Consider the following 17,617-nt stretch of genomic DNA (forward strand, 5'->3'; position numbering starts at 1 on the left):
CGCGTGTAATATCCGCCACAGCGCTGTCTTAAACCGTCACATGATTTCATGAGGCCTCATCCGGTGGCCCACAATCGTCGCCGGAGGTTTCATGATCACAATCGACGGTGTCAGTCGCACCTATGGCAGCGGGGAATCCGCGGTCCACGCGCTGCGCGATGTTTCCCTGCACGTTGAGCAGGGCAGCATTTTCGGTGTTGTCGGCCAGTCCGGCGCAGGCAAGTCCACTCTTCTGCGCTGCGTCAATGCGCTTGAACGTCCCGACAGCGGGACCGTGACAGTGGGGGATCACCCCATCAGCTCCCTGCGCGGGCGCAGGCTTTCGGAAGCGCGCCACGACATCGGAATGGTCTTCCAGCACTTCAACCTCGTGGGCAACCGCACCGTGGCCGACAACGTCGACTTCGCGCTCGAAGCTGTCGGCCAGCCGCGCGCCAAGCGCCGCCAGCGAGTCGGGGAGGTCCTCGAGCTCGTGGGCCTGTCTCACCGCGCAGACCACCACCCACGCCAGCTGTCCGGCGGACAGCGCCAGCGCGTCGGCATCGCCCGGGCGCTGGCAGCTCAGCCCAAAGTTCTGCTCAGCGACGAGGCCACCAGCGCGCTCGACCCGGAAACCACCCGGTCGATCCTCGACCTCATCAAAAAGCTCAGCGTCGAACTCGACCTGACCGTCCTCCTCATCACCCATCAGATGGACGTCGTCAAGCGCATCTGCGATTCCGCAGCACTCATGGAAGACGGTGCTGTACAGGAAACCGGAACTCTGCCGGAGCTCATCAGCTCGCCCGGCAGCCGGATCGCAGACGAGCTGTTCCCCGTTGGTGCCTACGCGCCGGTCCCGGGACACGAAATCGTCGACGTAACCTACTTCGGCAGCGAAGCCACCGACGGCGCGGTCGTCAAACTCGCCCGCGAACTCGACATCGACGTATCGATCCTCGGGGCGGCTCTGGAAACCGTTGACGGCAAGCAAGTGGGCCGCACCCGCCTGGCGGTGCCCGGTGATGTTCGGCAGGCCCAGGCGGTCGTCGAGAACTTCCGTTCGCGCGGAGTCGTGGCCTGGCGTGCGCAGGAACAGGGAGGAGCAGTATGACCGACATCAACAACCCCGACTTCTGGCCTCAGCTGTTCAGCGTCCTGTGGAAGGGCACCCAGGAAACCCTGTTCATGGGGTCGGTGGCAATGTTCTTCACCCTCCTGGTGGGGCTGCCGTTGGGCATTGTGCTCGTCGCAACCGAAAAGGACGGCTTCCTCGCTGCACCGTTCGGCCAGCGCTGGCTGGGCGCAATCATCAACTGGGTGCTCGGATTCGTCGTCAACGTCGGCCGCTCCGTGCCGTTCATCGTGCTCATGATCGCGCTCATTCCCACAACGCGCTTCGTCATGCAGGTGTTGACCGGCCGGGCGACGTTCATCGGCACGGAAGCTGCAACGGTTCCGCTGACGCTGGTGGCCATCCCGTTCTTCGCCCGCATGGTCGAAATCGCGGTGCGCGAAGTCGATCCCGGCCTGTTGGAAGCCGCTGAATCCCTCGGCGCGTCCCGGTGGCTGACGATTCGCCGCGTCATCATGCCCGAAGCGACACCGTCGATCATTCTGGGCACAGCGACGACCCTGACCTCGATCATCAACTTCTCGGCGATGGTCGGCACTGTCGGCGGCGGAGGTTTGGGCCAGGTCGCGATCACATACGGACACCAGATGTACTCGCCGATTCACATGGTCGCCGTCATCATCATCCTGTTCGTGCTCGTGCAGATCATCCAGACGGCCCTGAGCTTCATTGCCAAGCGGTACGGACGCGCGAAGCCCCGCCACCGCGGCTTCTTCAGCCGTCAGATCTGACGGCGCGCAGACAAACACACAGAAAAACCCACCTAAGGAGAAACATGAAGGTATCGGCTCGCCGCGGCATCATCGCCGCAGTCGCTGCTCTCAGCCTCACACTGTCCGCCTGCGGCGGCGGTGCACAGAATGCGGAAGAAGCGTCGCTGGACACCCCGCTGAAGGTCGGCGCTCTGGCCGTCCCGGCCGGTGAAATGCTCACCCACGTGGCCGACGAGCTCGCCGAAAAGGAAGGCATCAACGTCGAGTTCGTTGAGTTCAACGACTACAACACTCCCAACCCGGCGCTGTCGGACGGTTCGATTGATGCGAACCTGTTCCAGCACCAGGACTTCCTCGACACCTACAACGAGGAAGCCGGTGGTGACCTCGAATCGGTTGGTGAAATCTACCTGCCGGCGGCTGCCTTCCACTCGAAGAAGTACAAGTCGCTCGACGAACTCCCCGATGGTGCTGTCGTGTCGATCCCGAACGACCCCACCAACGAAGGCCGCGCCCTTGAACTGCTGCAGGAAGCCGGCGCGATCAAGATTGAGGACGGTGCGACCAAGCCCGACGGCATCACCGAGAACAAGAAGAACTTCAAGTTCCAAGAAGTCGACAACGCGAGCCTTCCGCGCACACTTGAAGACGATGACGCCGCCTTTGTCACCTCGTCCTACGCCATCCCGGCCAAGCTGACGAAGGACACCATCATCGCGACTGAAGAAGAGGGTTCGAAGTACTACAACGTGCTTGCCACCCGCCCCGAGCTTAAGGACGACGAGCGCATTCAGAAGCTCCACAAGATCCTGACCTCGCAGGACATGGCTGACTTCATCAACGAGAAGTGGGACGGCCTCATCCTGCCGAACGTTCAGTAAGACACTCGCTGTCAGAAGCGACGGAAAGGGGGCCGCGGGAGTTTTCCCGCGGCCCTTTTCTGTGTGCTCCCTACGGGCTTAAGGAAGAAAGTAGGAGCAAAGTCAAAACAGCAAGTATTCGCCCTATAAGGGAGGTGGTGCAAAGCAAGCCGTCTACAAGTATAAATATAAAGGGAAGAGGCATACTGTTGTGGTCGCCTACGCATTGAAAGGAGGGGAGGTCAGCAATGGATGGGTTAGATAGTAAGAGTCAGCTGGCTCGTGAGATCTCGGCAGCGCCGTATGATAATTTTTCTAATGCGCTCAAACTTTCGGAGGGTATGTCAATTGCTCACGTGCGAGAGGCTCTTGAGGAGAAAATCGCGCCCAACGACTCAGCTCTCTGCCATCGTTTCATTGAGCAGTGGCTTGATCGCTTGGAGCCTATACAAAAACTAGCGGCATCTATTGAGATATCCCACCTTTATTTGTTGGATCTCGTGGATGTGCCACACGCTGAGGACATTATCTTATTGCGCACATTACATAATGGTGCTTGCGCAATTGAGGCCCTCAGATCCGAACTTCTTTCTAATCGAGATCTGGGACGAAATCCTGACGCCAGTTTCGGATTGAAGTTTGTTAAAGCCATCGAAGCTGAAACCTGCGAACCACTGAAAGCCGTCGTCGAGAAACTGCACTCCAATTCTGATCGACTTGAAGTGCTGATTCAACGTGCAGACGCTGAGGTGAAAGCCCAGGAATAGCCGGATCATCTTCAGGACTCAACACCCGGCTCTGAGCTCACGCCGGTCTGTCAGTGCAGCTTGATGCTCAGCCCCTGGATCTGCTCGTAGGGGTTGAGCGTCATCGTCACGGTGCGGCTGCCGAGCGTTCCGGTCACGGTCCACTGAGCTGACGAGGCGCCTGTGAAGTGAGGCTCGATGAGCGACTTTTCGGTGTCTCCCGTGTGCTCGCGGGCTGCCGCCCACGCCGCTAGGCGCTCCTGGCGCGGCTGGTCGAGGTCGACATTCATGGAGAAAACCCCGTCAGCCGCACTGTCGTCGCCGGTGCGGATCATGTTCTCAGCAATGCGGACCAGCTCCAGAGCGCGATCGCTGGGTCCGAATGCGCTGACAGAGCGAACGGGGAAAACCATCCCTGCTCCCGGCCCCGTGGGGGTCGCGGTTGGTGCCTCTGCGCGCGGCCACACGGGGCTGGAGGGGCCCTCGTGGCGCTGAACTGCGAGCCCGGCTTCGAGAGCCTTGGCTGTGACGGCTTCCGTGGGGTAGCCGGTCAGCGCGGTGAACAGGATGACTCCCGTGCGGGTTGCCGCATGCCACCGCATGTGCAGACCAAAGCCGGGGTAGCCGCCGGAGTGTCCAGCGAAGCTGCCGAAGCGGGTGTCGAAATAGCACCGCAGGCCCAGGCCGTAGCCGCCGCTGACGGCAAACAGCTCAGGGCCACCGTGGGCGGCGTCAGATGTCCCGTGCGTGATTTCCATGGCTCGCACCGGCTGCTGTTGGTCGGCCAGCACTCGCCGCCACAGGCGCACCCGCCGGGGAGTGTCCTCGCCCGTGGCTGCGGCTATTGCACGGAAAGCTGAATCGTCGCCACCGGGGCTGACAGCGTCGATCTGCGCCTGTACCCACAAGGCGAGGTCGCCCACGGTCGATGCGAGCCCGCCGATGGCCGAAAACGCGCCGGGCAGCGAAATGTCCTGCGGTTCGAGGTCACCGTCGCGGTTGCGCCGGTATCCCGTGACCAGCCGATCCGCATCGAGTTTGCGAACATCGAAACCTGAGGACGTCATGCCCAGGGGAGTGAGGAAGACCTCGTCGATGAGCTGTGCGAACGGTTTCTGCGCGGCGCGCTCGATGATGAGTCCGGCGACCGCATAGCCCAGGTTGGCATACCGGTAGGCCGTGCCCGCGGGGAAGTCGCGAATGACTGGTTCCCCGAGCAGCTGCAGGAAATCCTCGTGCGACATCGACTCCTGGCGGTCTGCCCAGGGATCGTCCGTCGGCAGGCCCGACGACATGCGCAGCAGATCGTCGATGACGACGTCCTCAGCCCACCCCGCCTCGGCGAGTTCAGGCACCCAGTCGAGAACAGCATCGTCCATCCTCACCGGCTTTCCCGGAATGAGACCCCTGACCAAACCGGTCAGGGCAGCCGCCGTGAACGACTTCGTGATCGAGGCGACCCGGAAGATCCGGTCCCGGCCCTCCACCTCGTGAAGCTGACCGTCTGAAATGATCCCGAACGCCGTTTCCGGCACCCGGGTGGTCTCCTGGCGGATGGTGTGAACAATGGCTTCGCGTGCAGTCTGCGAAAGCATTCTCACAGCTCCTTCTTCGAAGTTTCGGCCCCGGCGTCGTCAATGTGGAGGTTGGCATAGGAATCACCGAGGATTTCATGCAGACCTGCGTCGTAGCCGATCGTGCGGCGGCTGGCCGCGAAGACGTACATGACAACGCCCAGAAGCATCCACGCGCCCAGAATGATGTACTCCGCCGGCCACACCAGCGACGACGATGTTCCGGGAACCAGCGCCCACACGATGACGCCGATAGCGCCCAGACCACCGAGCGCGGGCAGGAACGACAGCTTGGAACGGCGAACCGCATTCGGGTACTTGCGCGGCAGCAGGTACTTGGCGATCACCACCATGAACCACACAACACCCAGGTACACGCCGCCGGTATCGAGGAACCACACGACGGCACCCGGGCCGAGCCAGCCCAGAGCCAGAGTGACAACGGTCGTCACGATGAGAGCGCGGCCTGGAGTCTGCCGCTTGGGGTTGATGACGGCGAGGCTCGGCGGGAGCAGCTGGCCGCGGGCCATGGCCACGATGATGCGCGAACTGGCGACAAACAGGCCGAGGAAGCTGGTGAGCAGGCCCAGGAACGCGATTGCGTAGGCGCCGGTGCCCAGAACGGGGAAGCCGGCCTCAGTGAACGCCGACACGGTGCCCAGGTCCATCTTCGCGACGTCCTGCCACGGCATAACCCACGCGGTTGCGGCAAGAACCGCGGTGTAGAACAGGCCGGCGGTGATGACGGTGAGGACCACCGCACGGCCCACCCGCTTGGGCGAGATCTTCGCGTCTTCGGCAAGGACGGCAACAAGGCCGAAGCCCGCCAGGAAGGTCATGCCCGGAATGATGAAGCGCAGAGTGTCAGACACCGGGGCAGTGCCTTCGGCGTAGGCTGGGAAGAAGTTTGACGGCGAGCCGCTGGCGAAGCCCACAACGATCAGTGCTGCGCCTATCAGCACAATCGCTGCGAACATGAACATCTGCACGCGCCCGCCGATCTCAACGCCGAACCAGTTGAGTGCGAACATGAGCAGGGTCAGGAGGACGCCGACCGCCAGAACCGGCAGGTACACGGTTTCGCCGTTGATGGTGTAAAGCGGCATCGTCTTCATTGCCGGCACGAAGTTGCTCAGCAGGAAACCGAAGGCGGTGACGTAGAACGCCAGGGACGACACGTAGGCACCCAACAGCATCCAGCCGGTGAAGAAGGCCGGCCCGCGGCCCATCGTGGTGTAGGAGAAGACGACCTCACCGCCGGCGCGGGGGAATGCGGATGTCAGCTCTGAATATGCCAGAGCAACAAAGGAGGCCAGCAGAACGCCGAGCAGCAGGCCGAAGACCATACCGCCGGCGCCGTAAGCGTCCATGAGCTTCGAGTTGGTGTAGATCCAGCTTGTTCCGATGACGCCGGCCACGCCGAACGCCAGAAGCTGGAAAAGACCGAGCGACTTTTTGAGTTCAGCCACGATGTCCTTCCGGGGAAGAGCGCCGGGTTCTCAGTGCCGCAGCGCCAGACGATTGGTTCGCCTCATGATACGACGTGCGGTGTGACCTGCATCAATGTGCCCCGGGTGGGGGTTTGAAGCACCGGGTACGAGGTGGCAGGGCACGAGGTGCCTGCCCGGGTTTGTTCTGAGGGCTGGGCTGGTGCGGTGGGTGGGCTGTGGCTGGGTGCGATTCAGCTGTCCCTGCGGGCAAGTCCCTGAACCGGCTCAACTCCCAGGAGTCTGCGCAGCCTCCCCAGGTTGAGGGAACGGGACTGGGAGATCTTGCGCACGGCGTAGCGGTCGAGTCCGTCCTTTGGTTTGCGGCCGGTCTTTTCGCGCATCCACGCTGTTGTCAGGGCGAGGTCGGCGGCGCGTTCGTCGAAGCGGAACGGTACGAGCCCCGCGCGTGCCATGAACGTGTTGATGGCGTCGCGCAGAACATACGGTTCAGGGTCGGCCACATTGATCGGGCCGTAGGCCTCGGGGTGCTTGAGACCTGCGAGCACGGCGGCGGCCACATTGTCTGAACTGGCCAGCGCGGTTTTCTGGCGGCCGCCTCCAGGCAGTTCAACGAGGCCCTTCTTGGTTGCAAGCGACTGAATGAAGGGGAAGTTGCGCCTGTCGCCGGGTCCGTAGACGGGGGCGGGGCGCAGAATGAGGGCGTCCGGGCGCAGGCGGGTGACGACGTTCTCGGCTTCGACCTTGGAGCGTTCGTACTCGGTGGTGAAGCATTCGAGTTCCGCGGGGCCGCGCTCTTCGTACAGGTCCTTGTAGCCGCGGCGGGGATCGTAGACATCGGCGCACGACAGGTAGATGAAACGCGCCTTGGGGAAGGCATCGAGAACATTGCGGGTCCCCGTGACATTGACGCTGTGGGCGTCGTCCCTCGACAGGTGAGCGCCGCTAACTCCGGCAGCGTGGATGACAGCTGTAATGTCATACCCGACGAAGCGGTTGTCAGCGGGCGTGCGGATGTCCCATTCGACGTGCTCGACGGAATCATCGAGTGGGGCAGACGTTCCAGCGCTGACCGGAGTGTGGCCGGCTGCGCGCAGTGCGGAGATGACGGCGCGCCCAATGCATCCGGAAGCGCCGGTGACAAGAACGGTCATACGCGTAGGTTAACGCGCTTAGACCGCTTTGGCCGGGAAGCCGCGAGTGTCGCCTAGTTGCGGTCGATGTTCTTGCTGACGAGCCCCTCGGCCTCGGAATGGTCGTGGCTCCATTCGGGGGACCGCTTTTCGAGAAAAGCGGTGATGCCCTCCTGGGCGTCATTGAGGACGGCGTTGTCCGCCATAACCCGGCCCATGCGCGAATAGGCCTCGGTTGCGCTCAGCGAGATCTGCTCGTAGAAGGCGCGCTTGCCGATCGAGACCGTGGTCGATGAGGACTGGGCGACCGTGCGGGCCACCTCGAGTGTGCGTTCGCGCAGGGCGTAGGCCGGTGCGGTGTGCGAAACAAGGCCGCGCTGGAATGCCTCTTCGGCTTTCATCGGCTCGCCGGTCAGCAGCATCCGCATGGCAGCCTTGCGGTTGATCGCACGTGACAGCGCCACCATCGGGGTCGAACAGAACAGGCCGATGGTCACACCGGGTGTGGCGAAGGAAGCACTTTCGGAAGCTACCGCGAGATCGCACGTGGCCACCAGCTGACAGCCCGCAGCGGTGGCCAGGCCCTGCACTTCGGCGATCACCGGCTGCGGAATCGACTGGATGATGCGCATGAGCAGGGTGCAGGTGTCGAAGATGTTCTGCTGTGTTGCGTGGTCGCTGCCCTGGACTTCGCGCAGATCGTGGCCGGCGGAGAACACCTTGCCAGTGGACGCCAGCACAACGGCGCGTACGTCGGTGTCCTTGCCGACCGTGCGGAAGGCGTCGATCAGTTCGTGCATCATCTTCCGCGACATGGAGTTGCGGTTTCCGGGGCTGTTGAGGGTTACGAAGGCAACGGGGCCGTCGTATTCGAGCGTGACCAGTTCTTCAGACATGTGTTCAGTCTGCCAAAGTCCGTGCCGGTGCGGAAAGAATATGTCAGAAATTATGAGTTGAGTGGAATAGACTCAACCTTATTGAAGTTACTTGTATGAACGTAGTTTTGCACGAAGGGAGGTGTCCCCATGGACACCAAATTCACGTCACGGTCGCAGGTGGCTCTTTCCACCGCGATCAAGGACGCCGCGGAGCGCGGAAACTCGCAGGTTGAGCCTGCACACCTCCTCGCTGCTCTGCTCGAGGGTGACGACAGCATCGCCGGCGCTCTCATCACTCACCTGGGTGGACGCCCCCAGGAGATTCGCAGCCGTGCCCAGGCCATCGTTGCCGGACTGCCGTCCGCCAGCGGATCCTCCGTCAGCCAGCCGCAGCTTTCACGCGCCGGACTGTCGGTCATCAGCAGTGCTGAAAAGGAAATGCAGGCACTCGGTGACCAGTACGTGTCGACCGAACACCTCCTTCTGGGTATCGCCGCTGATTCCGGTGAAGCCGGTCGGCTGCTCAGTGCCGAAGGCATTTCCCGCGATGCACTGCTGGCCGCTCTTCCGGAGGTTCGCGGTGGTCGCAAGGTCACCAGCGAAAACCCGGAAGACACCTTCCAGGCTCTCGAAAAGTATGGCCTCGACCTGACCCAGCAGGCCCGCGACGGCAAACTCGACCCCGTCATCGGCCGTGACTCTGAGATCCGCCGGGTCATCCAGGTTCTGTCGCGCCGCACCAAGAACAACCCGGTGCTCATCGGTGAAGCCGGTGTGGGTAAGACCGCTGTCGTCGAAGGTCTCGCGCAGCGCATGGTCGCAGGCGACGTCCCTGAAAGTCTGCGCGGCAAGCAGCTGGTCAGCCTCGACCTGTCGGCCATGGTCGCCGGTGCCAAGTACCGCGGCGAGTTCGAAGAGCGCATGAAGGCCGTTCTTGAGGAGATCAAGAACTCCGAAGGCCAGATTGTGACCTTCATCGACGAAATCCACACGCTCGTCGGCGCAGGTGCCACGGGGGACTCCGCAATGGATGCGGGCAATATGCTCAAGCCCATGCTGGCCCGCGGCGAACTGCGGCTGGTAGGTGCGACGACGCTCGATGAGTACCGCGAGAACATCGAAAAGGACCCTGCCTTGGAGCGCAGGTTCCAGCAGGTGTTCGTCGGTGAGCCCAGCGTTGAGGACTCGATTGCGATTCTGCGCGGTCTGAAGGAGCGCTACGAAGCTCACCACAAGGTGACGATCGCAGACTCGGCTCTCGTGGCCGCCGCCTCGCTGTCGAACCGCTACATCACCGACAGGCAGCTGCCGGACAAGGCGATTGACCTCGTTGACGAGGCCGCCAGCCGCCTGCGCATGGAAATCGATTCGGCACCCGTCGAGATCGACCAGCTGCAGCGCGATGTCGACCGCCTCAAAATGGAGGAAATGGCCCTGTCGGCCGAAACCGACGAAGCTTCGAAGGAGCGCCTGGCCGCTCTGCGTGAAGACCTCGCAGAGAAGCAGGAAACCCTGTCCGGTCTGACCGCTGCATGGGAATCACAGCGTGCGGGTTTGAACCGCCTGGGCGAACTGCGGCAGAAACTCGACGATCTGCGCAGCCAGGCTGAGATCGCGCGCCGCGACACGGACCTCGAAACGGCTTCGCGCCTGCTGTACGGCGAAATCCCGCAGGTCGAAAAGGAGATCGCCGCGGCAGAAGAAGCCGAATCGGCCGCCGGCCAGACCAAGCAGATGGTGGGCGAGCAGGTTACGGCCGACGACATCGCCGAAGTCGTGTCGTCGTGGACGGGCATTCCCGCCGGCCGTCTGCTGGAGGGTGAACGCGAGAAGCTGCTGCACGCCGAAGAGCACATCGGCAAGCGGCTCATCGGCCAGAAGAAGGCCGTTGAGACCGTGTCGGACGCTATCCGCCGTGCACGCGCCGGGGTTTCCGACCCCAACCGCCCCACGGGTTCGTTCCTGTTCCTGGGTCCGACCGGTGTCGGCAAGACGGAGCTGGCCAAGTCCTTGGCTGACTTCCTGTTCGATGACGAGCGCGCCATGATTCGGATTGACATGTCCGAATACGGGGAAAAGCACTCGGTGGCTCGTCTGGTCGGTGCCCCTCCGGGCTATGTCGGCTACGAAACGGGTGGTCAGCTGACCGAGGCGGTCCGCCGCCGGCCATATTCGGTGGTCCTGCTGGACGAGGTGGAGAAGGCTCACCCGGACGTCTTCGACATTCTGCTGCAGGTGCTGGATGACGGCCGCCTGACCGACGGTCAGGGCCGCACGGTTGACTTCCGCAACACGGTGCTCATCCTGACGTCGAACCTGGGCAGCCAGTTCATGGTGGACCAGACTCTCGATGCCAAGACGAAGGAAGAGTCGGTCATGGACGTGGTGCGCACCGCGTTCAAACCGGAGTTCCTCAACCGTCTGGATGACGTCGTCATGTTCGACGCTCTCAGCCGCGAGGACCTCGCTCGGATCGTCGACCTGCAGATCGACGCGATGCAGCAGCGTCTGAGCGATCGCCGCATTGTTCTGGACATCACGCCGGCTGCCTCGGATTACCTGGCGCAGGAAGGCTACGATCCGGCGTTCGGCGCTCGCCCGCTGCGCCGTCTGGTGCAGCGCACGATCGGCGATGGCCTGGCCAAGGAGATCCTGGCCGGCGAAGTGCGCGATGGCGACACCGTGCGTGTCGATACCGCCGTATCCGGTGGTCTGTCGATCGTTCCGGTTGAGCACGCCGACTGACGCGGGCTGTTCACACGCGAGGGGCGCGGAGAAATTCTCCGCGCCCCTCTTTTCCTGTGTTTCAGAAGCTGCTTATGTTTCAGAAGCTGCTTAGGCGGTCTTGCTGTAGTCCTCGGACATCTTTGAGCCGTCCTTGCGCTGGACCGCACAGACGATGTGCCTGTTGTCGGGGTCCTTCCAGCCCGTTGCATTGGGGGTGAAGAAGACCATTTTGAGATCGTCGGCGACAGCGCGATCGGTGTCGAGTTCGAAGCGTGCGGACTTGCAGTAGCTTTCGCCGTCCTTGCTCAGTGCGCTGTAGCCGGGATAGGTATCCGACTGGTCGGAGGTTCGGCCGACCGAGAAGATCTGGTGAACGTGGGGTTCACTGCAGGGCACGGTTGCCGGTGGGCCGGCAGTGGAAAGGTTGATTACGCAGTCACCGGCTTTGAGCTTTCCCAGGCTGGTTGCGATATCGCTGCCCGGGGGAGGCGCGTCACCATCGTCCTGCGATCCCGGGTCGTTGGGGTCTCCTGTGTTCTCCGGCAGAGGTGCAGGTTTGCTGTCAGGTGACGAGGCGCCGGGTGCGGGTTCTGCTACCGGGTCCTTCTTGAAGGCGAAGAAGCCGAAGAGGCCGAGCCCCAGCGCGCCGACGATGATGAGCACCAGGACCAATCCACCACCGACGAGCCCGATGATCAGCCCCGTGTTCTTCTTTTTAGGCGGAGGTGGAGGTGCCCCGAAGGGCGAAGGCTGTGGTCCGCCGGGGTAGGGAGGCTGCTGGCCGCCGCCGTACTGCGGGGGTTGCCCGTCACCGTAGGGTGACGCCTGCGGGGCGCCGCTCTGGTGCTGCGGCTGCCCACTGCCGCTCTGGTATGGGGACTGCTGGCCGCCGCCGTACTGCGGGGGCTGCCCGCTGCCACCGTGTTGTGGAGGCTGCGGCCTATGTCCGTAGGGTCCTGGGGGCGGGTTGGTCGGCGGCTGTGCGGGCATGAGAACTCCCTGTCAGATGCGGTAGTCCACCCAAACGGGCGCGTGGTCAGATGCTCCTTTGCCCTTGCGTTCTTCGCGGTCGATGTGGGCATCGACAGCGGTTGCGGCAAGAGCCGGTGAGGCCAGTTGGAAGTCGATGCGCATGCCCTCCCTCTTAGGGAAGCGCAGGCGCTGGTAGTCCCAGTAGGTGTAGACGCCGGGGCCTGGGGTGAACTGCCGGGTGGTTTCCTGCAGGCCGGCGTCGGCGAGGTTGCGGAACGCTTCGCGTTCGGGTTCGGACACGTGCGTCAGACCGTCAAATGCCTCCATGTCCCAGACGTCTTCGTCGAGCGGGGCGACGTTGAAGTCGCCGACCATGACGAAGCGGTCGTCGGGGTCTGCGGCAAGCCGGTTCGCTGCGACATCGCGCAGGTGGCCCAGCCAATCGAGCTTGTAGTGGTAGTGCGGGTGGTCGAGTTCCCTCCCGTTGGGCACGTAGAGCGAATAGACGCGCACCCCGCCGGTGTCGGCCGACAGTGCGCGGGCTTCGAGAGCGTCGTTGAATTCCGGCATGCCCGCAAAGCCGATTTCGACATTGTCGAGACCAACGCGGCTGGCGATGGCAACGCCGTTCCACTGGTTGAGGCCGTGGTAGGCGACGTCGTAGCCGCGGGAGGAGAAGATGTCTTCCGGGAACTGGTCGTCACGGCACTTGAGTTCTTGAATGGCCAAGACGTCGACGTCTGAGCGGTCAAGAAAAGCCCCGATGCGCTCGGCTCGGGCTCGGATCGAGTTGACATTCCAATTCACAATTCGCACGAGTCCACCCTAACGGCTTGCACTGATACGGTCACGGGTCTTGTCTTCAGAAAACGTGCGTGGGTCTGTGGAAAGCATGAGAGGGCCTGAAGAACAGCCGTCTGGCCTGCGAAAAAGGCGAATTTCCAAAAATAATGTCCGTATCGTGAAAATATGCATGCGAAGGAATTATTATTTATGTAAGCTTGATCACGTCGGCTCGGTGGGGATCGAGCAGACATCACGGACGTATGGGGATGCGTCCAGGTACTCGAGGGGAGTGCTCCGAAGGCCCGGCCACTGACGGCCGGGCCTTCGATCGTTTGGTGGGTGTCGCCGAGGTGAGGTTCGGTGCCAGGGGTGCGGCACCTCGTGGTTTTCCTGAGGTTCGTGGCGTTCAACCCGGCAGATTTTGGCCTAGCCTGGCGCTCGTTGCCCGGGAAAAACTCCCGTTAGCCGGTATCTGCGCCTTAGCCTTAGGGAGACTCCCTTTAGCCGGAATCTGCGCCTTAGCCGCCACTGCTAAGGGGAGTTTTTGTTGCTAAAGCGTGGGCGGGGGTCTGGGGGAGGCTGCCGAGGTGAGGTTCGGTACCAGGGGTGCGGCACCTCGTGGTTTTCCTGAGATTCGTGGCGCTCAGCCCGGCAGTTTTTGGCCTAGCCTGGCGCTCTTTGCTCAGCAAAAACTCCCGTTAGCCGGTTTCTGCGGCTTAGCCGTTGGGAGACTCCCTTTAGCCGGAATCTGCGCTTTAGCCGCCACTGCTAAGGGGAGTTTTTGTTGCTAAAGCGTGGGCTGGGGTCTGGGGGGAGACTCCCGAGGTGCAGGGGTGGGTGCGTGAGGTGGGGGTTTGGTTGGCGGGTGTGCGGCACCCCGGGCTGCCGAGGTGGAGGTCGGCTCCCAGCCGCGCGGCACCCCGGGCTCCCGAGGTGCCAGGTGAGAGGGTTCCTCCCTACTCCATGTGAAGTGGCGCTCATGCCCGCGAATACAATGGCGGCCATGACCGACACACGTTCGTACGATCCTGCGCAGACACGCGAAGAGCTGCTCAAACTCATCGACTCCCTGGCCGTTAAGCGCGGCAGCTTCACCCTGTCTTCGGGGAAGCAGGCCGACTACTACCTGGACCTGCGCCTGGTGACGCTCGACCACCGGTCGGCGCCTCTCGTGGGCGACATCGTCCTCGACGTCCTCGAAGCCGAAGGCCTGCTGGACTCGGTTGATGCCGTCGGCGGGCTCACCATGGGTGCTGACCCCGTGGGAACCGCCACCATGCACGCCTCCGTGCGTCGCGGCACCCCGCTGGACACCTTCGTTGTGCGCAAGCAGGCAAAAGAACACGGCATGGGCAAGCGCGTCGAAGGACCGGACGTCCGGGGCCGTCGCGTCGTCGCTGTAGAAGACACGTCGACAACCGGCGGATCGGTTCTCACCGCCGTGGAAGCCCTGCGTGAAGCCGGTGCGGAAGTCGTCGCCGTCGTCGTGGTCATGGACCGCAACACCGGTGCGCGCGAACGCGTCGAAGCAGAAGGTCTGCGCTATCTGACAGCATTGACCACCGCTGACCTCGGCCTGGACTGAAGTCACGCGGCGAAAGTCCGCAAAGGAAAGGACACCCTGTGCTCGAACTGTCGTCCATCACTGTGAAGTCGCAGCGCAGACTGTGGCTTGACGACGTTTCCGTCAAAGCGACCCCGGGGCGCATCCTCGGTGTTGTGGGCCCCAAGGGCGCCGGCAAAACCGAACTCGCCCGCGCCATCATGGGCATCATAGAACCCGAAAGCGGCACCGTGAAGCTCGAAGACAACGAGCTCGTCGGCGGTGACCGTCAGAACTTCGGCTACTTGCCTGCCGAACGCGGCGGTTTCCCCTCCATGAAGGTCATGGAGCAGATCGTCTACATGGCGCGCCTGCACGGCATGACGCTCGGTGCGGCAGAGCGCAACGCGGTCACCCTGCTGGCCCGTCTCGAACTGTCCGACCGCGCCTACGTCCCACTTTCTCAGCTGTCGGGAACCGAACAGGCCCGCGTGCACATCGCCGCGGTTCTGGCCGCTGACCCGGATGTCGTCGTCATCGACGAAATCGGCGAGGGCCTCGACATGGCCTCCGCCAAGCTCGTGTTCGGCCTGCTGAAGGACCACGCGGACGCCGGCGTGCCCATCATCGTCACGTCTGACGACTGGGAGCTCATCGAACAGTACGCCGACGACATCCTGGTGCTGGGCCACGGCAGCGTCATCGCCCACGGAACAGCCAAGGAGCTGCGGAAGGAACACTCGGCCAAGACCGACGCCAAGGCCGACGCTCAGCCCGCCAGCCTGCGGGAAATCTTCAAGGAGGACGTCTGATGGCAAACAAAGATCACAGCGAGGATCACGACAACATCAGCACCACCTCGTACACGGACCTCGGCGGGGGAGGGAAGGCCCTCGACCCGCACAACCTCGGTGACGAACCGGTGGGAGAACTCGCCGAGGTTCCCGATGAGCTGCGCGAGGACACCGGCGATGAAACCAAGACGGGGCTCGTCTCCGAGTTCCGCGACCTCACGGGTGGGCAGGCGTCCTATCTGGTAGCCAACCGCGAAACCTCGCAGGCGCTGCGCAGCCCGCTGTTTGCGGCGACCGCGCTCGCACTCATCATCGGTGTGCTTGCTGCGCTCATCATCGGCTTTTCGCGCACCGGCGTGTCCGCCGGCAGCGGGGACAGCGTTGCCATGATGGTGCCGGAAGAGCAGAAGGACCAGGTCGCACAGCAGCTTCCGCAGGTCGAACAGCAGCTGGGCATGTCCGTCACGATCGTCACGAGTGTCGAAGAGGGCCAGGACGCCGTCAAGAGCGGCAAGGTTGATGCGTTCCTCTTGCAGGACCCCACGGGTCAGGGCAACGACCAGCTGATCGCCAAGAACCGCATGCCGCAGGCAATCATCGACAAGCTCGTCAACACGCCTGACGTCACCTACATCGACGGTGGGCCCATCGACCCCGCAACCGGTGAGGTCGTGGCCTGGACCATGGTCGCGCTGACCTTGGCCGCAGGACTGAGCCTGGGTGCTTTGGCCTACCGGGGTGTGCGCGAAGAGCGCCGCACCCGCACCAGCGAAATCATCATCGCCGCCATCCCGCCGCGCTCGGCACTGTGGGGCCGCATCTGGGGCCTCACGCAGCTGGCACTGCTCCTGTTGGTCATCACGGCGGTTGTCGGCCTGCTGGGCATGTCTGTCATCGGTCTGGCCGGCGAGGTGTACGCGGCTCTGCCTGCGCTCGGCTGGTTTGTTCTGAGCTATGCCTTCTACTCGGCTGCGGTCATCGCACTCTTCGCGCTCATTGCAATGGGTGCCAAGCAGCGGGGCCGCCGGATCGGCGCGGCTGTGGCGGGAGTTGTCATCGTCGTCATGGCGTTCCTGCCGATGCTGCCGTTCATGGCTGACAGTCTGCCGCAGGTTGCCGCGTGGTTGCCGTTTGCCGAACCGACCGGTGTTGGCGCGCTGTACCTGCTGACCGCAGCCCCGTGGTGGCACGGCCTGGTGGCCGCCGCTTCGGCCGCTGTCGTCGCGGTTGTGCTCGTCATGCTGGCGATCTCGCGCTACACGAAGACAGTGCTGTCGGGCGCCGGCATTGCCGGCCGTCCGGCTGTGGCGAAGGCAAAGCTGAAGAACGAACCGAAGGGCAAGGCTGACAAGGTCGACAAGGCTGACGAGGCGGAGGAAGCCGAGGACGCTGAAGACGCCGATGAGGTTGAGGAAGCGGACAGGGCGAAGGCCAAGGAGGCTGACGGCAAGTCCTCCAAGGCTGACTCTGCCAAAACTGGCTCCGCCAAGGCCAAGAAGCCCAAGAAGAAGGCCGGCGAGTCCGTGAACGAGGATGACTGAGCCGTCACCTCGCGCTGCGGAGCCGACAGCCGCAGAGCCGGCTGAATCCGCAGCACCCTCCCACGGGGTTGGCCCGTGGGAGGGTGAATGGCCCGACGACGAGCGCTATGATCCCGAGCTGCTGCGCGACGGCGACCGCCGCAATGTGGTCGACGGGTACCGCTACTGGACGATGGAGGCGATCATCGCCGACCTCGACCAGCGTCGCCACGGCTTTCACGTGGCGATTGAGAATTGGCAGCATGACCTCAACATCGGTTCGGTTGTGCGCACAGCCAACGCCTTCAATGCGGCTGCCGTGCACATTGTCGGCAAGAAGCGCTGGAACCGCCGAGGCGCCATGGTCACCGACCGTTACCAGCACGTTCTGCACCACCCGAGTGCCGACGACCTCGCGGCTTGGTGTGCTGAGCGGAATCTGCCGCTGATCGGCATTGACAACTTCCCTGACTCAACACCGCTGGAAACCTATGATCTCCCGCGGGACTGCGTGTTCCTGTTCGGCCAAGAGTCCATCGGGCTGACAGACAGTGCACACGAAGCGTGCGAGGCCGTTCTGTCAATCGAGCAGTACGGTTCAACCCGCTCCATGAATGCGGCCGCCGCAGCGGCAATCGCGATGCACGCCTGGATCCGCAGGTGGGAGTTCGGGCAGACCGTCAGCTGAAAGACCCTCAGCTGACGGCAGCACCCAGCCGACGGCAGAAAAACCCAGCACAAAGCACGAGGTGCCGCTCACCAGAAAGGTGAGCGGCACCTCGTGCTTTTCGTGCCTGAGCCGAATCCGG

The 17,617-nt window shown here is 63.1% G+C and carries 15 protein-coding genes; 9 read left to right on the plus strand and 6 right to left on the minus strand.

The features are described from left to right. Positions 1-91 precede the first annotated feature (91 nt). The 4 genes from HMPREF3092_RS01530 (at position 92) to HMPREF3092_RS10920 (ending at position 3,454) form a co-directional block, all read left to right on the plus strand. The gene (locus HMPREF3092_RS01530; RefSeq protein ID WP_070423601.1) at positions 92-1,093 is read left to right on the plus strand and encodes a methionine ABC transporter ATP-binding protein; all 1,002 of its coding nucleotides are present in this window, start codon (positions 92-94) and stop codon (positions 1,091-1,093) included. Continuing rightward, positions 1,090-1,845: a methionine ABC transporter permease gene (locus tag HMPREF3092_RS01535; RefSeq protein ID WP_061941505.1), complete on the plus strand. Its 756-nt coding sequence runs from the start codon at positions 1,090-1,092 to the stop codon at positions 1,843-1,845. The genes HMPREF3092_RS01530 and HMPREF3092_RS01535 overlap by 4 nt, the downstream gene beginning before the upstream one ends. A 44-nt stretch (positions 1,846-1,889) precedes the next feature. Next, positions 1,890-2,708 carry a MetQ/NlpA family ABC transporter substrate-binding protein gene (locus HMPREF3092_RS01540; protein ID WP_070423602.1) on the plus strand — a complete coding sequence of 273 codons (819 nt, stop codon included), beginning with the start codon at positions 1,890-1,892 and terminating at the stop codon, positions 2,706-2,708. Between the two features lie 227 nt (positions 2,709-2,935). Continuing rightward, the gene (locus HMPREF3092_RS10920) at positions 2,936-3,454 is read left to right on the plus strand and encodes a hypothetical protein (RefSeq protein WP_083274191.1); all 519 of its coding nucleotides are present in this window, start codon (positions 2,936-2,938) and stop codon (positions 3,452-3,454) included. A gap of 50 nt (positions 3,455-3,504) precedes the next feature. Here the strand turns inward: HMPREF3092_RS10920 and HMPREF3092_RS01550 are convergent, their stop codons facing one another. The 4 genes from HMPREF3092_RS01550 to HMPREF3092_RS01565 form a co-directional block, all read right to left on the minus strand. Then, the gene (locus tag HMPREF3092_RS01550) at positions 3,505-5,028 is read right to left on the minus strand and encodes a serine hydrolase domain-containing protein (protein WP_070423604.1); all 1,524 of its coding nucleotides are present in this window, start codon (positions 5,026-5,028) and stop codon (positions 3,505-3,507) included. A 2-nt stretch (positions 5,029-5,030) separates the two neighbouring features. Then, the gene (locus HMPREF3092_RS01555; RefSeq protein ID WP_070423605.1) at positions 5,031-6,476 is read right to left on the minus strand and encodes an APC family permease; all 1,446 of its coding nucleotides are present in this window, start codon (positions 6,474-6,476) and stop codon (positions 5,031-5,033) included. A 212-nt stretch (positions 6,477-6,688) separates the two neighbouring features. After that, the gene (locus tag HMPREF3092_RS01560; RefSeq protein WP_070423606.1) at positions 6,689-7,609 is read right to left on the minus strand and encodes an NAD-dependent epimerase/dehydratase family protein; all 921 of its coding nucleotides are present in this window, start codon (positions 7,607-7,609) and stop codon (positions 6,689-6,691) included. 53 nt (positions 7,610-7,662) lie between these two features. Further along, entirely contained in the window at positions 7,663-8,484 is an 822-nt protein-coding gene (locus HMPREF3092_RS01565; RefSeq protein ID WP_070423607.1) for an enoyl-CoA hydratase, read from the minus strand. Between the two features lie 129 nt (positions 8,485-8,613). Between HMPREF3092_RS01565 and clpB the strand changes: the two genes are divergently transcribed. Next, positions 8,614-11,211, plus strand: coding sequence for an ATP-dependent chaperone ClpB (clpB, locus tag HMPREF3092_RS01570; RefSeq protein ID WP_070423608.1), 2,598 nt, complete (start codon positions 8,614-8,616; stop codon positions 11,209-11,211). A 90-nt stretch (positions 11,212-11,301) separates the two neighbouring features. Here clpB and HMPREF3092_RS01575 read toward each other — a convergent pair whose 3' ends face one another. Beyond that, positions 11,302-11,856: a hypothetical protein gene (locus HMPREF3092_RS01575; RefSeq protein ID WP_070423609.1), complete on the minus strand. Its 555-nt coding sequence runs from the start codon at positions 11,854-11,856 to the stop codon at positions 11,302-11,304. Between the two features lie 339 nt (positions 11,857-12,195). After that, positions 12,196-12,981 carry an exodeoxyribonuclease III gene (locus tag HMPREF3092_RS01580; protein WP_070423610.1) on the minus strand — a complete coding sequence of 262 codons (786 nt, stop codon included), beginning with the start codon at positions 12,979-12,981 and terminating at the stop codon, positions 12,196-12,198. A 964-nt stretch (positions 12,982-13,945) separates the two neighbouring features. On the opposite strand from HMPREF3092_RS01580, the gene pyrE reads away from it, so the two are divergent. From pyrE to HMPREF3092_RS01600, 4 genes are read left to right on the plus strand one after another with little or no spacing between them, the layout of a single operon-like run. After that, positions 13,946-14,536 (plus strand): orotate phosphoribosyltransferase, encoded by a 591-nt coding sequence (pyrE, locus tag HMPREF3092_RS01585; protein WP_019175916.1) that lies wholly within the window; start codon positions 13,946-13,948, stop codon positions 14,534-14,536. A 38-nt stretch (positions 14,537-14,574) separates the two neighbouring features. Further along, positions 14,575-15,306, plus strand: a complete 732-nt coding sequence (locus HMPREF3092_RS01590) for an ABC transporter ATP-binding protein (protein WP_070423611.1) — start codon at positions 14,575-14,577, stop codon at positions 15,304-15,306. After that, complete coding sequence (locus HMPREF3092_RS01595) at positions 15,306-16,829, plus strand: ABC transporter permease family protein (protein ID WP_070423612.1); 1,524 nt, start codon at positions 15,306-15,308, stop codon at positions 16,827-16,829. The genes HMPREF3092_RS01590 and HMPREF3092_RS01595 overlap by 1 nt, the downstream gene beginning before the upstream one ends. After that, positions 16,822-17,496, plus strand: coding sequence for a TrmH family RNA methyltransferase (locus tag HMPREF3092_RS01600; protein WP_070423613.1), 675 nt, complete (start codon positions 16,822-16,824; stop codon positions 17,494-17,496). The genes HMPREF3092_RS01595 and HMPREF3092_RS01600 overlap by 8 nt, the downstream gene beginning before the upstream one ends. The last annotated feature ends 121 nt before the right edge of the window (positions 17,497-17,617 follow it).

The sequence above is a fragment of the Brevibacterium sp. HMSC24B04 genome (genome assembly GCF_001806835.1).
Taxonomy (GTDB): domain Bacteria; phylum Actinomycetota; class Actinomycetes; order Actinomycetales; family Brevibacteriaceae; genus Brevibacterium; species Brevibacterium ravenspurgense.

What these genes read in the sequence shown, in the direction of transcription:
- HMPREF3092_RS01530 (WP_070423601.1), top strand. Translation starts at nt 92, where the DNA reads ATGATCACAATCGACGGTGTCAGTCGCACCTATGGCAGCGGGGAATCC.
- HMPREF3092_RS01535 (WP_061941505.1), top strand. Translation starts at nt 1,090, where the DNA reads ATGACCGACATCAACAACCCCGACTTCTGGCCTCAGCTGTTCAGCGTC.
- HMPREF3092_RS01540 (WP_070423602.1), top strand. Translation starts at nt 1,890, where the DNA reads ATGAAGGTATCGGCTCGCCGCGGCATCATCGCCGCAGTCGCTGCTCTC.
- HMPREF3092_RS10920 (WP_083274191.1), top strand. Translation starts at nt 2,936, where the DNA reads ATGGATGGGTTAGATAGTAAGAGTCAGCTGGCTCGTGAGATCTCGGCA.
- HMPREF3092_RS01550 (WP_070423604.1), bottom strand. Translation starts at nt 5,028, where the DNA reads ATGCTTTCGCAGACTGCACGCGAAGCCATTGTTCACACCATCCGCCAG.
- HMPREF3092_RS01560 (WP_070423606.1), bottom strand. Translation starts at nt 7,609, where the DNA reads ATGACCGTTCTTGTCACCGGCGCTTCCGGATGCATTGGGCGCGCCGTC.
- HMPREF3092_RS01565 (WP_070423607.1), bottom strand. Translation starts at nt 8,484, where the DNA reads ATGTCTGAAGAACTGGTCACGCTCGAATACGACGGCCCCGTTGCCTTC.
- clpB (WP_070423608.1), top strand. Translation starts at nt 8,614, where the DNA reads ATGGACACCAAATTCACGTCACGGTCGCAGGTGGCTCTTTCCACCGCG.
- pyrE (WP_019175916.1), top strand. Translation starts at nt 13,946, where the DNA reads ATGGCGGCCATGACCGACACACGTTCGTACGATCCTGCGCAGACACGC.
- HMPREF3092_RS01595 (WP_070423612.1), top strand. Translation starts at nt 15,306, where the DNA reads ATGGCAAACAAAGATCACAGCGAGGATCACGACAACATCAGCACCACC.
- HMPREF3092_RS01600 (WP_070423613.1), top strand. Translation starts at nt 16,822, where the DNA reads ATGACTGAGCCGTCACCTCGCGCTGCGGAGCCGACAGCCGCAGAGCCG.